The sequence below is a fragment of the Vibrio sp. NFR genome (assembly GCF_027587095.1).
GTDB classification, from domain to species: Bacteria; Pseudomonadota; Gammaproteobacteria; order Enterobacterales; family Vibrionaceae; genus Vibrio; species Vibrio harveyi.
In genome coordinates, this window is record NZ_JAPPTN010000002.1 from 219,541 (window position 1) to 232,632 (window position 13,092).

At 47.6% G+C, this 13,092-nt stretch carries 13 protein-coding genes; 9 read left to right on the forward strand and 4 right to left on the reverse strand.

The features are described 5' to 3' along the window. Positions 1 to 2 precede the first annotated feature (2 nt). The 7 genes from OH463_RS04555 (at position 3) to OH463_RS04585 (ending at position 6,676) form a co-directional block, all read left to right on the forward strand. Positions 3 to 701 (forward strand): ABC transporter ATP-binding protein, encoded by a 699-nt coding sequence (locus tag OH463_RS04555; RefSeq protein WP_269990634.1) that lies wholly within the window; start codon positions 3 to 5, stop codon positions 699 to 701. After that, complete coding sequence (locus OH463_RS04560) at positions 689 to 1,957, forward strand: ABC transporter permease (RefSeq protein WP_128812358.1); 1,269 nt, start codon at positions 689 to 691, stop codon at positions 1,955 to 1,957. Before OH463_RS04555 ends, OH463_RS04560 begins: the two co-directional genes overlap by 13 nt. Beyond that, positions 1,950 to 2,735, forward strand: coding sequence for an outer membrane lipoprotein-sorting protein (locus OH463_RS04565; RefSeq protein WP_025768721.1), 786 nt, complete (start codon positions 1,950 to 1,952; stop codon positions 2,733 to 2,735). The genes OH463_RS04560 and OH463_RS04565 overlap by 8 nt, the downstream gene beginning before the upstream one ends. Before the next feature lie 45 nt (positions 2,736 to 2,780). Continuing rightward, positions 2,781 to 4,127, forward strand: a complete 1,347-nt coding sequence (locus OH463_RS04570; protein WP_269990636.1) for a hypothetical protein — start codon at positions 2,781 to 2,783, stop codon at positions 4,125 to 4,127. Further along, entirely contained in the window at positions 4,128 to 5,150 is a 1,023-nt protein-coding gene (locus tag OH463_RS04575) for a sensor histidine kinase (protein ID WP_114320358.1), read from the forward strand. Positions 5,151 to 5,165: 15 nt separating this feature from the next. Further along, positions 5,166 to 5,957, forward strand: a complete 792-nt coding sequence (locus tag OH463_RS04580; RefSeq protein WP_269990637.1) for a LytR/AlgR family response regulator transcription factor — start codon at positions 5,166 to 5,168, stop codon at positions 5,955 to 5,957. A 68-nt stretch (positions 5,958 to 6,025) separates the two neighbouring features. Then, positions 6,026 to 6,676: a DUF2268 domain-containing putative Zn-dependent protease gene (locus OH463_RS04585; RefSeq protein ID WP_269990639.1), complete on the forward strand. Its 651-nt coding sequence runs from the start codon at positions 6,026 to 6,028 to the stop codon at positions 6,674 to 6,676. A gap of 117 nt (positions 6,677 to 6,793) precedes the next feature. On the opposite strand, the gene OH463_RS04590 is transcribed toward OH463_RS04585, so the two are convergent. The 4 genes from OH463_RS04590 to OH463_RS04605 all read right to left on the reverse strand — a co-directional run bounded on the left by OH463_RS04590 (position 6,794) and on the right by OH463_RS04605 (position 10,449). Beyond that, positions 6,794 to 7,288, reverse strand: a complete 495-nt coding sequence (locus tag OH463_RS04590; protein WP_053052521.1) for a peptidylprolyl isomerase — start codon at positions 7,286 to 7,288, stop codon at positions 6,794 to 6,796. Positions 7,289 to 7,410: 122 nt separating this feature from the next. Beyond that, positions 7,411 to 9,072 carry a methyl-accepting chemotaxis protein gene (locus OH463_RS04595; RefSeq protein ID WP_269990641.1) on the reverse strand — a complete coding sequence of 554 codons (1,662 nt, stop codon included), beginning with the start codon at positions 9,070 to 9,072 and terminating at the stop codon, positions 7,411 to 7,413. Between the two features lie 175 nt (positions 9,073 to 9,247). Next, on the reverse strand, positions 9,248 to 9,634 hold the full coding sequence (locus OH463_RS04600) for a thiol-disulfide oxidoreductase DCC family protein (RefSeq protein ID WP_114092943.1): 387 nt from the start codon (positions 9,632 to 9,634) through the stop codon (positions 9,248 to 9,250). 41 nt (positions 9,635 to 9,675) lie between these two features. Further along, positions 9,676 to 10,449 (reverse strand): DUF4344 domain-containing metallopeptidase, encoded by a 774-nt coding sequence (locus OH463_RS04605; RefSeq protein ID WP_269990644.1) that lies wholly within the window; start codon positions 10,447 to 10,449, stop codon positions 9,676 to 9,678. 198 nt (positions 10,450 to 10,647) lie between these two features. Here OH463_RS04605 and OH463_RS04610 point away from each other — a divergent pair, with 198 nt between their 5' ends. Together OH463_RS04610 and gltS are read left to right on the forward strand one after the other, a co-directional pair. Then, positions 10,648 to 11,280: a CatB-related O-acetyltransferase gene (locus OH463_RS04610; protein ID WP_269990645.1), complete on the forward strand. Its 633-nt coding sequence runs from the start codon at positions 10,648 to 10,650 to the stop codon at positions 11,278 to 11,280. Positions 11,281 to 11,840: 560 nt separating this feature from the next. Next, entirely contained in the window at positions 11,841 to 13,076 is a 1,236-nt protein-coding gene (gene gltS / locus OH463_RS04615) for a sodium/glutamate symporter (RefSeq protein ID WP_005428854.1), read from the forward strand. Positions 13,077 to 13,092 lie beyond the last annotated feature (16 nt).

Genomic DNA, 13,092 nt, shown 5'->3' on the forward strand with positions numbered 1-13,092 from the left:
TCATGATCGTTTTTAATCAACTTAGCCGCGATTACGCCCTTGGCAACCAAACGGTGCGTGCATTGCGAGACGTGTCTGGTGAAGTGTTTGCTGGCGAAATGGTGGCTCTGTGTGGACCGTCTGGCTCAGGCAAAAGCACCTTACTTAACGTGCTTGGTATGCTGGATACTCAATACCAAGGTCAGGTGACGTTTGCAGGCAGCCCATACCCAACCGGGCAAATGCAGGCGGCGAAAATGCGTCGTGAAAAGCTTGGTTTTGTGTTCCAAAAATTCAATCTTGTCCCCGTGATGACAGCGTTAGAGAACGTGGTGTATCCGTTACACCTCAACGGCTTTTCAAAAGCTGAACAAACCGAGCTCGCCACACAAATGCTAGAACACGTTGGCTTGGGCGAGTTTATTCATCACATGCCCGATAACCTATCAGGCGGTCAGCAACAACGCGTGGCAATTGCGCGCGCCTTAGTGCACAAACCAGCATTGGTGATTGCTGATGAGCCAACCGCAAGTCTTGATAGCCAAACTGCCAACAAGGTCATCGACATTATGAAAGGGCTCGGACACGAGCTAGGCACCACTTTTATCGTCGCCACTCACGACCCTCGCATGGCATCCCGTTGTGATCGCACCATTGAATTGGTGGATGGCAAAATTACCCAAACGCACGCAAGTGTGGAGGAGGTTTCATGGGCAAGCTAATTCCTGTTTCGGTTCGTCTTGCTTGGTTGAACCTGCAACGCAATCGCCGTCGCAGTCTGTTGTCGATGCTGATCATCGCTATTGCCGTGTTTGCGTTAACCAGTGCGGGCGGTTTTGGTCTGTACACCTATGACAGTTTGAAAGAATCGACAGCGCGTGACACGGGGCATCTGACGTTAACCACGCCGGGTTACTTCGCCAAAGAAGAAGAGATGCCGCTGAGTAACGGGTTAACTCATGCAGACGACATTACCAAGCAATTGATTGGCTTAAACGAAGTGCGAGGCGTGCAGCCACGAGTTGAGTTCAGTGGGTTGATTTCCAATGGTAACAAATCATCGATCTTTATCGGCATTGGTGTGAACGAGCGCGAATTCGATATGAAAGGACCGTTTTTGGATGTGCGCGAAGGGCAAACACTTTCGAACATTCATGCATCACGTTATGACCCAGCAGAGCCAGAAGTGATGCTCGGCGTTGATTTGGCGAACAACCTAAGCGTGCACGTTGGCGATTGGATTACCTTGCTGGCGACCACTACCGATGGCGCATTGAATGCGTATGACTTCAAAGTACGTGGCATCTACTCAACCGGCGTACCTGAGCTTGATAAACGCCAGTTGTACGTGCACATCAACAGCGCGCAATCGCTGCTCGGTTCAGACAAAGTCAGCGCGTTATCTGTCTTTCTGTTCGATACCAGTTTAACTAACCAAGTCGAGCAACAAGTTGCTTCGGTTCTGAGTAAGCAAAAACAGAACTTTGGTGATCAAGATATTGAAATTACGCCTTGGCAAGAACGTGCGTTCTTTTATCTCAAAGTGAAAGATTTGTACGACCGTATCTTCGGCATCATGGGGGCAGTGATGGCGCTAGTGGTCTTTGTTGCGCTGTTCAACACCATGACCATGTCGGTCACTGAGCGCACCCGTGAAATCGGCACCTTGTCGGCTCTTGGTAGCTACCCTAGCGAAATCATCGCTGGGTTCTTGCGCGAAGCAGGGTTACTTGCGGTGATTGGCAGCTTAATCGGCGCTTTGTTTACGGCACTAGTCACCATTTTACTGATGGTCGTGGATGTACAAATGCCGCCACCGCCAGGACGCACAGAAGGTTACCCATTGACGATTTACTTCTCTTGGGAGTTGGTAGCTGTCGCAGGATTCGCAGTATTGATGATTTGTTTGGTTGCGGCGTTTTTCTCGGCACGCAAAGGGGTGAACAAGCCAATTACGGAGGCACTGATTTATGTTTAATTTCAAATCACTATTACCAATTGCATTGCTGACGGTAACTGGCGTTGCAAGCATGAATGTCAGTGCGAATGAAACAGCACTAGATGCACAGCAAGTTGCGCAATTGATTGAAAAAGCCGACAGCTACCGCTTGCAAGATGATTCCTCCAAAGTGGTGTCACTGGTGCGCTTATATCAAGACCAAGAGTTAGATAAAACCCGTCTTTACCACGTGTACACGCGTCCAAATCGTGAATCGTTGGTGGTGTTCAAATCGGCAGTCGAAGCTGGGCAAAAGATGCTGATGATGGGCGACAACTACTGGCTGCAAATGCCAAAGAGCCGCCGTCCGATTCGCATTACGCCGATGCAGAAGCTTCTTGGTGAAGCGTCTATCGGCGACATCTCAACCCTGACGTGGAGCCAAGATTATCAAGGTGAATGGAGAGCGACAGAAACTGTTTCGGTGAATGGAGAAAGTGTCGCGGCTTATCACCTTGCGTTAACCGCGAAAACCAAAGGGGCGAGCTATCAGAAGATCGACTTGTGGTTGTCTGAGCAAGATGCGTTTCCAATCAAAGCTGATCTTTACTTGCGCTCGGGCAAACTCGCCAAGCAAGCGCAATACGGACGTGCAAGCGACAACGGTGAAGACTACGTCAGTGAGATGACCTTGCTTGATAGCATTCAGCCGAGCAAAAAGACCGTTATCGAGTACCAAGAAATCGTGCCTTGGCAGCTGGATAACAAGTTCTACAACCCAAGTTATTTGCCAAAAGCCAACACGACTCAGCTTTAGTCTGAGCTTCGTAAATAGAACCATAAAAACGAGCAAGGAAGTCACATGAAACCGCACCAGCCTAACCTTAACAAAAGCACCAGTTTGTTGATTGCTGCCTCATTGTGTGTGGGCACAGCAGCCCCAGTTTTTGCCAATGATGAGCTGAGTTTTGAGTGGGATTGGGCTGTCAGCTACGAAACTGCCAAGCAGCGTGATAGCGCATTTATGCAAGCGCAGGGCAGTTCTCGTGATTCACTTAATGCACTGTTGGATGTACAGGTGAATTATCACAACTTCAGTGGCTTGTTTGCTCTGTATAGCCAAGGTTTGTACCTCAATCAACAAGGGGAGAGTGACTGGTGGAGTGAAGCAGATAATCAACTGTTGATTCGAGAGCTGGCTTGGCTAGGGGAGTGGCAAGTCGGTGATACCACCCTTGATGTGAGTTTAGGTAAGTTGCGCGTGGATTGGGGCGTGGGTTATGGCTACCGACCTTTGGATCTGTTTAAGCCTTATCGACAAAACCCGGTTGGCTTAGTCGCAGAAGAGGGCGCGGGCGTGTTTTCACTTTCACACTATGATATGGACGGCGAATGGACCGTCATTGCGACCGATTCAAGCTGGGGGCAACAAGACCAAAGTGCACTTGATCAAGCCGCAGAGCAACAAGGTGTTGGTATTCGTCGTTATGCGCTGGTGGGAGACACCGAGTATCAACTTATTGGTTATTACGATGATGTGCGCCGAGGTTTACTCGGAGCCAGTGCCATTGCCGTGTGGGATGAATCCATCGCCATGCACGGTTCCATGCTGTGGCAAAAGCAAAGTGTCGGCTATCAGTTTCAGCAGGATGATCTTTACCAACCCGGTTCAGTTGAGGAGCAGGGAAGCGCATTCCAAGCTTTAGTTGGGGTGAACTGGGCAAACCAAGCTGGACACAACGTGATCGCTGAATATTGGTACGACAGTCGTGCATGGTCGAAAAGCGAATGGCAACAAGCAATAGAGCGTGGCGAATTACTCTCTCAGATCCCTGAACCTAACAACTCTCTGTTGGCTAGCAGCGCTCTACTTGCGACAAGCTACGCCCAAGGGTTTCAGCATGCCAATATCGTTCAGCATAACGTAATGCTGCACTGGAGTTGGGATGTGGAAGCGTGGGCTGCATGGAACGGTAAAGCGGATATGGGCTGGCTAAGTGATGTAACCCCTACGTTGGATGTGATGTTGGCGCCACAAGATGGTGGTGTGATTGTCACGCAGTGGCTTAACTACCAATGGATTGATACCGGCGATCAAAGTGTAGAAGTGGAAGTTGCCGCACGCTTTTTAACCGGAGACGACCAATCTGCTTACGCACAAATCAATGATAAGCATATGATTGTATTTAACATCAAAGGGAAATTCTAAATGTGTTCAGCAAAATCAGTGGTGAAAAGTGGATGGTCGCGTAGCTTATTAGTGACCACGGCATTTTGTCTCTTTATCGCAGCAATGACGCTTTCTGTTTGGGGGGGCTCATTCTACGTTCATGTTATGGTGAGTTTTGGATTTGGCTATTCGGCTATCTTCTTCTCATGGCTTGTCGACCGCCTGTTTCCTACCATTCCTCGTTTGGCGGAAGTGGCTATCTCGCTGACGGCTTGCTTATTGTTCGGTGTGGTAAACGCCCAGTTTTGGCTCGGAGAATATTTCGGCATCTCAGGTATGCTATCGGTTGGACTCATGGGGTTGTTATTCAGTGCCATGTGCTTTTTCTATTTTTACTCACGCGAGCAACATGCAATCGCTCAACGAGAGTTGGAAGCCATCAAACGCGAGAAAGCAGAGCAAGATCGTGCGCTGTTGCTGAGTCAGCTTAAGCAGATGCAAAGCCAGATTGAACCGCATTTCTTATTCAATACCTTGGCAAATATCAGTGCGCTCATGTCGCAAGATGTTGATAAAGCTAAGCTGATGCTAGAACAGTTAACCGCGCTGCTGCGTGCAACGCTCAAAAGCTCACGTGAAGAGCAAACTACCATAGACAATGAAACGGCGTTAATTGAGGCTTACTTAGGCATCCAGCAAACCCGTTTAGGTGACCGACTCAGTTACAAGATTGAGGTAGAAGAGGGACTAGGTAGAACCGAGTTACCGCCGATGATGCTTCAACCCTTAATCGAAAACGCCATCATCCATGGTATTGAGCCGAAGCGAGAAGGCGGTGAAGTCCGTTTGCTGATTAAGCGCGAACAACAGAACTTGCTGATTGAAGTCAGAGACACAGGTGTTGGCTTAAATCACGTGAGTGGGCACATGGGGTCAGGCGTCGGTTTAAGTAATCTTAAGCAGCGAGTTGAAGCTTTGTTCGCCGGGCAAGGAGAGGTTTCTATCAGTGAGTCTGCTCAGGGGGGCGTATGTGTTCGCCTGAGCTGGCCAATGGAATCGTAATCAAGGAAGAAAGGAATGAATACAGGGTTTACTGCCATTATTGCTGATGATGAACCGCTATTGAGGCGTCATCTTGATAAAAGCCTAGCTGAAGTGTGGCCAGAGCTAGAGGTAATAGCCAAAGTTGCCGATGGTGAACAAGCGTTGCAAGTCATTGAGCAAAACCAGCCTGACATTGCGTTTCTTGATATTCGTATGCCAGTTCTGGATGGCATGACACTAGCGCAAAAACTCAATCAACTCGCCAATCCACCTTTGATTGTGTTTGTCACTGCGTACGATGATTACGCCATCAAAGCCTTTGAACAAAATGCCGCCGATTATTTGCTCAAGCCTATCTCGGATGAGCGCCTGCTGACGACGTGTAAAAGAGTGAAAGCACGCCTTGCTAAGCGAGAGCAAGAAAGCAGTAATGTGCAGATGAGCAGCCTGTTAGAACAGTTACAACAATTATCCGCGCCACAAACGCCGCAATATCTTCAGTGGATCAAAGCGACGCAAGGGGAAGATATTCATCTGATTGCCACGTCTGATGTGTTGTATTTCAAAGCGGAAGAAAAATACGTTTCTGTGTATGCACAACAAGGACAAGGCAAAGTGCAGGAGTATTTGATTCGTACATCGTTGAAAGAGTTGATAGGGCAGCTTAACCCAGAACAGTTCTGGCAAGTGCACCGTTCAAGCGTGGTGCAAGTGTGCAAAATTAGCAAAGTAAACAAAGACTTTGCTGGAAGGATGTTTGTTCACGTTGGAGAAAACAAGCTCCCTGTGAGCCGTGCATCTCAAAGTTTGTTCAAAGGAATGTAATCGCTAGAACTGCTCACTCTTTACACTGTAAACTCGCTGCTCCTAACCCAAATTATCAAGGAAGATAAATGAGTTATCGCGTAACCCTGTTAAATGCGACGGGAGAGTTGTCTCCACTCGCTGAGTATTTACATCAGAAACTTGATGATCTGAGCTCACAACTTTCTAGTTACTTTGATTTAAGTAACAACGATTTAAGTAACGTCGACCTGACTGTTAGCCCGTTTGATCGCAATGACGTACCGCAGACGGGCATTGGTGGCTATTGCTTAAGTGCCTATCGTGTAGAGATTCTGCTTGATACTCAACGTGCTGATATTAAAAACGTTATTGAGAAAGAACTGGCTGTGGTGTTAGCGCATGAGTTGCATCACCTGTTTCGTATGCGAGCGGGAGAGAATGGCGTTGCGCTTGGTGATGTGCTTATTATGGAAGGGTTAGCTTGTCATTTCGAACGTAAGGTGAATGGCGGCGTCACTCCGAGCTTGTTTGAGCAAATCAAAGATCAAGATTGGCGCCCTTTCTATGCTGAGATGAAAGACAAGTTGACCAGCTTAGATTACAACTTCGACGCTTACTTTCTTGGCAGCGATGAAAGCCGCTGGCCGAAATACATGGGATATTGGGTTGGGTATAATCTTGTTGCTGAATATCTGGCTGATTTTCAAGGCTCTGAGCTTGATTTAGTCGGAGCAAAAGCCGAGCTTTTCTATCAATAACTCTGGCACAAGCCAAACTAATAGGCTGTGTCATAAAAACAAAAAGCGCCTAGGTCATAAGACGTTAGGCGCTTTTGTCGTTTTATAGCGACGATTTCTACCAAGAGGCGAATGGGCTTATTCGCTGACTGTCACTTTCTCAATAATGATTGGATCGCATGGCACATCATCGTGACCAAGCTTAGAGGCCGTTTTCACTTTCGCGATGCGGTTTACGACATCCATACCCGCAGTCACTTTACCAAACACGGCGTAGCCCCAGCCTAGGTTGGTAGTTGCGGTGTGGTCTAGGAAATCATTGTCTTCCAAGTTAATGAAGAACTGTGCCGTTGCAGAGTGCGGAGCATCGGTACGCGCCATTGCGATAGTGCCAACAAGATTCTTTAGACCACGGTTTGCTTCGTTCGCAATCGGGGCGCGTGTTGGCTTTTCTGCCATGTCTTCGGTATGACCGCCACCTTGGATCATAAAGCCGTCGATAACGCGGTGGAAAATGGTGCCGTTGTAGAAGCCATCTTCACAGTATTTTTTGAAGTTCTTTGAGCTAACTGGCGCTCGTTCTAGGTTCAGTTCAATCTCGATGTCACCGAAATTGGTGGTCATGATAATCATCTGGTTTTGCCCTTGTAGGTGCTTAGTTGGCGGCATTATAGCTAAGACTTCTGAGGATAGCAGAAATAAAAACAGCGACGTTTTGGCGTCGCTGTTTGCATAGTGAATGGGTGAGGAAAGCGTTAAACCGTAAAGCGACCGACCAAGTCGTACAGCTCGTTAGCTTTGTGGTTAAGGTTGCCACTGCCTGCGCGGTTTTGGTTGGCAAGGTGTGCCGATTGGCTGCTTTGTTGAGAGATCACTTCAATACGTTGTGAAATCTCTTGCCCAACTTGGCTTTGCTCTTCGGTTGCCGTTGCGATCAAGGTGTTCATGTCCATGATGTTAGCAATTGCGGCTTGGATTTCTTGCAGTGCGGCAGAGGCTGCTCGTGCTTCCTCAACCGTTGCTTCACCACGCGCTTGGCTTGAACCCATGGCTTTCACTGCTGCATCCGAGCCAGACTTCAACTGCTCAATCATTTGGTGAATTTCGCCTGTGCTGTCTTGAGTGCGACTCGCCAGTTTACGAACCTCATCGGCAACGACCGCAAAGCCGCGACCTTGTTCGCCTGCACGTGCTGCTTCAATGGCTGCGTTTAGTGCCAATAGGTTGGTTTGCTCGGCAATGTCTTGAATCACTTCTAGCGAAGAAGAAATGTTTTGTACATCGCTCTCTAAACGAGAAATTACCGTGCTGGCTTCCGACACTTCTAGCGCGAGCGCTTCGACAGAGCTCGCTGCGGAATCAACAATGTGTTTCGCTTGCTGTGAGTTATCATCGGCGTCTTTGGCGGATTGCGCCGCTTGGTTAGCGTTGCTGGAAATCTCGTGCGCCGTTGCTGTCATCTCGGTCATTGCCGCAGCGACTTGTTCGGTTTCTTCACGTTGACCTGAAGCCAATTCGTCCACTTGCGACGCTCGCTGTGACATGTCGTTGGTCTCTGAAACCACTTCTTGCCCAACATGGCTAACACTCTTGATGATACCCTGCAGGCTTTCAACGAAGATATTGAAGTTACGGCTAAGCTGGGTGAACTCCGGTACGCTTGATTCTTCCATGCGTGCGGTTAAGTCGGCATCGCCTTGCGCGAAAGAGTGAATTGAAGCATCAAACTGTTCAATAGGCTTCATGATGCTCCGGTTAACAAACACCGCGAAGACCGCAACGATAGCTGCAATCGAAACACAGAACAGAGCAATTGCCGTCAGTGTGGTGTTGAGGGCCTGATGCGCAGCTTCTTCCATGTTTACCACAATGGCGTCGATATCATCAGTGTAGAAGCCTGTACCCAACATCAAATCCCATTCAGGAATGAAGACCGAGTAGCTTAATTTCGGTAGCGCTTCGTTCTGACCGAGTTTCGGGAAGTAATAAGTCGTGAACTCACCAGTTTTGGAATTTTTGATCAAATCCTGAATCAGGTAATTGCCTTTCTTGTCCTGCAAGTTATAGAAGTTTTCTCCGATGCCTTTGGTGTTTTTTCCCACCACGACACGCACGCCTTTTGAATCGTAGCCAAAGATGTAACCGGATTGACCGAACTCCAGCTGTTTCAAGATAGGCAGTGCTTCTTCAAGTGGGGCGTTTTGAGCGAGTAGTGGCTCGACAGCGGAACGCGCCATTTGGACGTAGTTTTTGAGCTCAGCTTTTTTCATCTCCATCATTTGACTTCGAGTCTGCTCAATCTCGTGTTCGTTGTAGGCAGTGGTTTGTAGGTAGGTGAACCACATCATGCCTATTGCCATGGTTAGAATTGGAATTATTGAAAGGATATATAGTCGTTTTCTGATCGTCAGATTCATAGAGACGTCCTTCTCTCGGCGCAGCGTTACAAGTGACAAGCTGAATAAGCCTGCCTGATAAAATTATTAATACTTATTGTTGTAATGCTTAGAGATTAACCGAGTTAATCAATCAGAAGTACAGGAAGTTTATAAATTTAGACTAAGGTCGTAGCATTTTTAAGCGGGATCACAATTAACGTGAACACGAACCGTTATTGCAGCGAGAAGTGCCCGTTAGCCAGTAGGAGACGCGGTAGCGGTTTTTGGCAAATTTGAGGTAAAGCCAGTCCGCAACAGGTTTGATAATGCGCCAACGCAATGGTGCATACAACCAACCGCGACCGACCAGTTGCCATGCACGATGAGTCACGTCCAAGCCAAGTAGAAGTTCTCCCTTTTCATTGAGAGCGTGCAAAATGGTGTTGGCTTGTTCAGGATTGATCTGCGGATAATCAGCGAATGCCTCGCTGTAGATGTCGATGGTTTTGATTTGCTGCTCGGCATCGCGTTGTTTTAGCGCACTCATCTCTTTGGCGCACAAGGGACAAGTGCCATCGTAAAATACGGTCAGTTTGGTCATGATTGAGCTCATTATTGGCGGTTCTTATCCCTTTTACGCGATTATTTTTCTTTTAGTTCATTGTCTTGCAAGTAATGCAGCCAATTATCACGGATGTTGCCGTAATTGAATTGGCAGAACTCTTTGCGATCGCGTAAGTAATCTTTTTCTACTTCATCTAACAAGGCTTTGTATTGCTCTGGATCGCTGCCGTAGACCAGACACAGGGTAGAGAAGTAACGCTGTAGATCGAAACTGTGCTCGTCAATGTACTCGCCAAAATCGTAGTAGTCCGGTCTGTCGTCGGATTCGAATGCGAACATGTCCGCAGCACTGATCGCCACATCGGCACCGTCATCAACGTAATCAATCAACAAAATGGTGGCGAAGTTATCGACCGCATCTTCCTCTTTACCCAGTACTGGAATGTTTTGATCCGCAATGTAAGCGTGTCCGGCTTCGTGCAATAGTGTGTGCAGCAAAGTATCGAGCGCGCCCGTTTTCGGTGCTTTACCGTAACGTTCTTGGTACTTGTTGTTGGTGAAGTAGTTAAATGATTCCAGATAGAAGGTGTAGGGGATATGGATGGTGTGGGTTTCTGGATCGTAAAGCGGACCGTCTTCGCCACCGTAGGTCAGTGTTAGTGGGTTATCAAACGGGAAGTAATCATCAGAAAGCTGGACAAATATGTCGTTCACTTCACTGCTTTCAATCACTTGCGCAGCAAAGCGATCGTCGGCAGTTTCCGCAGGGCGGTATTCGATTTTAATGTTTTCGCTCGCAGACGCTGTGGCAGAAAACAGCAGCAGAGAGGCAAAGGCAGAGTGACTTTTCATTTTCGGAATCTTGTTATTTGTTTGGTTTGCTTGAAAATTATACATGCTTTTTATAGTGTGCGCGCTGGAGGGCACATTCATGAATAATCCATTACTACTGCAACCCCGCATCCAATAGGCGTCGTTGACTGAGAACGCAGCAACAACGCCACGAGAAATCGTTCCGTGGCATACATTTACTCTATTGAGGTAATTGCCATGAAAAAACATTGGTCCAAATTTCAGTACCTGCACCAAGTGGTGCAAAACCAAAACATCCACATCAAAGGCTCCCACAGTTATTACAGCGATTGTTGGGATAATGGCTTCGAAGATTCTGTCGTGCGTTATCTGCATGGCGATGAAGTCAGTAAAGCGTGGCAACCGAGGTGGGAAGTCGATCAGCTCTACATCGGTGATTACGTTTGTATCGCGGCTGAAGCGGTGATTTTGATGGGCGGCAACCATAATCACAGGACGGACTGGTTCTGTCTGTATCCGTTCCTTGATGACATCGAGCAATCTTACCAAGGCAAAGGCGATACCGTGATTGGTGACGCAGCTTGGATTGGCATGCGCGCGATGATCATGCCCGGTGTCACCATTGGGGAAGGCGCAGTGATTGCCGCAAACAGCGTCGTGACTAAAGATGTCCCACCTTACACTGTGGTGGCAGGATCTCCGGCAAAACCCGTTAAGCTTCGCTTTAAGCAAGACATCATTGATAAGCTGCTCGCCCTGCAAATCTACACGTGGGATGAAGCCAAGTTCGAGGCACTTCGCGCTTTCATCTGCAGTAATGATATTGAACAGTTGATCATTGCAGAAGCAAACTATGAAAGTGGCGAATAGCACTGAAATGAGGAAAATTTTCAGCGATATGTTATAATCTCGCTCCGTTGTAACGAGAACGCTTGTTGCAAGCTTGAGAATTTCCCGGGATTCGGCTCGTTCCAAACACCATGAGTCAGAGTTTTTAACTACGATGGGATACAAGCAAACCCAGATGTTAGAGCGCCACGTCGGCGCTCTATTCGTTATGACGGGAAGGAACTTTGCTCGATAGTGATGATCACATTCTGTTTAAGTAAGGGAGCCCGATAGCGGTTCAGAAAGTGTCACTCGGACAATACTCACAACACGATATCCATCTCCTGCAAGCAGTCATTTCTGTTTGTCTATGAAGAGGATAAGAAGGAGCTTAACAGGCTCCTTTTACATTTTAGGGCTTGCGAATAGCGCGTAAATCAGAACATCGCTTAACGACCGTCCCTTAAACTAGCCTAAGGCGCATTTAACACAACCTTTTGAGTATTTTCGGAAAAATATAGCGAGAAAATTTGCTATTGAGCGAAGGTTAAACTAACACTCAATCATTACGGAGGATGAAGAGAACAATAATAAGAGGCGATATGAATCATTTAATATCTGTAGGTGCACTGGAGTCCTTTTTGGTTGCGATCAGTGTGCTTTTCCTGGGGCATTTCATTAATGCTAAGCTACCGATCTTAAAGAAATTCAACATACCTGAGCCGATTGTAGGGGGCTTAATCGTTGCCTGCATCATTACTGCTCTTCATTTTAACGGCGTCGATTTGGAGTTCGACTTACCGTTGCAAAACACATTCATGCTGATGTTCTTCGCTACCGTTGGTTTGGCAGCAAATTACACTCAGTTAATGAAAGGGGGCGCGAAGGTTTTCATCTTCTTAGCAGTCGCGTCGTTCTACATCATCATTCAAAACGGTGTTGGTGTTTCACTGGCAGCGGCATTGGGTTTAGATCCGCTGATGGGGCTTATCGCTGGTTCGATTACTCTATCAGGTGGTCACGGCACGGGGGCGGCGTGGTCACAAACTTTCCAAGACGTTTACGGTTTGAATAACGTATTGGAAATCGCGATGGCGTCAGCAACATTCGGTTTGATCATCGGTGGTATCATCGGTAGTCCGGTTGCGCAGCGTCTGGTCGAAAAGAACAACATCGAATCTGAGTATGGTCGTGGTGGTCGAGATGCCAAAACCCACGAGAAATTCCCGGAGTTGGTGACGTACAACGAGTACGAAGAAGACAAAGTAACCGCGAAAAAAGTGGTTGAGAAACTGTTCTTCCTATTGATCTGTGTAACAGGTGCTAAGTACGTAGAGCAATGGGTGAGCACTTACGACATTCAATGGCTGATGATTCCAGACTTCGTTTATGCGTTGTTCATTGGTGTGATCATCACTAACTTCTTGGAAGTGACCAAGATTCGTAAGTTGGATGCCGAAACGGTCGACATGTTAGGTACGGTGTCGCTGTCTCTGTTCCTAGCGATGGCTCTGATGAGCTTGAAACTATGGAACATCTTTGACCTAGCGATCCCATTCTTGGTGATTCTAGGCGTGCAGTCAGTGATTCTGGCTATCTTCACCTACTATGTAACGTTCAAGGTGATGGGTAGCAACTACGATGCTGCGGTTATCGCAGGTGGTCACTGTGGTTTCGGTTTGGGTGCAACCCCAACGGCGGTAATGAACATGGGGTCAATCGTTAACCGCTTTGGTCCGTCACCACAAGCGTTCATGGTTGTGCCGATTGTTGGTGCCTTCTTCATCGACATCGTTAACTTGATCATTCTACAAGGTTACATCTCGTTCCTTGGCTAGATAGATTAAGACGCCA

What these genes read in the sequence shown, in the direction of transcription:
- OH463_RS04560 (WP_128812358.1), top strand. Translation starts at nt 689, where the DNA reads ATGGGCAAGCTAATTCCTGTTTCGGTTCGTCTTGCTTGGTTGAACCTG.
- OH463_RS04605 (WP_269990644.1), bottom strand. Translation starts at nt 10,449, where the DNA reads ATGAAAAGTCACTCTGCCTTTGCCTCTCTGCTGCTGTTTTCTGCCACA.
- OH463_RS04595 (WP_269990641.1), bottom strand. Translation starts at nt 9,072, where the DNA reads ATGAATCTGACGATCAGAAAACGACTATATATCCTTTCAATAATTCCA.
- OH463_RS04610 (WP_269990645.1), top strand. Translation starts at nt 10,648, where the DNA reads ATGAAAAAACATTGGTCCAAATTTCAGTACCTGCACCAAGTGGTGCAA.
- OH463_RS04585 (WP_269990639.1), top strand. Translation starts at nt 6,026, where the DNA reads ATGAGTTATCGCGTAACCCTGTTAAATGCGACGGGAGAGTTGTCTCCA.
- OH463_RS04590 (WP_053052521.1), bottom strand. Translation starts at nt 7,288, where the DNA reads ATGATTATCATGACCACCAATTTCGGTGACATCGAGATTGAACTGAAC.
- OH463_RS04600 (WP_114092943.1), bottom strand. Translation starts at nt 9,634, where the DNA reads ATGACCAAACTGACCGTATTTTACGATGGCACTTGTCCCTTGTGCGCC.
- OH463_RS04575 (WP_114320358.1), top strand. Translation starts at nt 4,128, where the DNA reads ATGTGTTCAGCAAAATCAGTGGTGAAAAGTGGATGGTCGCGTAGCTTA.
- OH463_RS04565 (WP_025768721.1), top strand. Translation starts at nt 1,950, where the DNA reads ATGTTTAATTTCAAATCACTATTACCAATTGCATTGCTGACGGTAACT.
- gltS (WP_005428854.1), top strand. Translation starts at nt 11,841, where the DNA reads ATGAATCATTTAATATCTGTAGGTGCACTGGAGTCCTTTTTGGTTGCG.
- OH463_RS04555 (WP_269990634.1), top strand. Translation starts at nt 3, where the DNA reads ATGATCGTTTTTAATCAACTTAGCCGCGATTACGCCCTTGGCAACCAA.
- OH463_RS04570 (WP_269990636.1), top strand. Translation starts at nt 2,781, where the DNA reads ATGAAACCGCACCAGCCTAACCTTAACAAAAGCACCAGTTTGTTGATT.
- OH463_RS04580 (WP_269990637.1), top strand. Translation starts at nt 5,166, where the DNA reads ATGAATACAGGGTTTACTGCCATTATTGCTGATGATGAACCGCTATTG.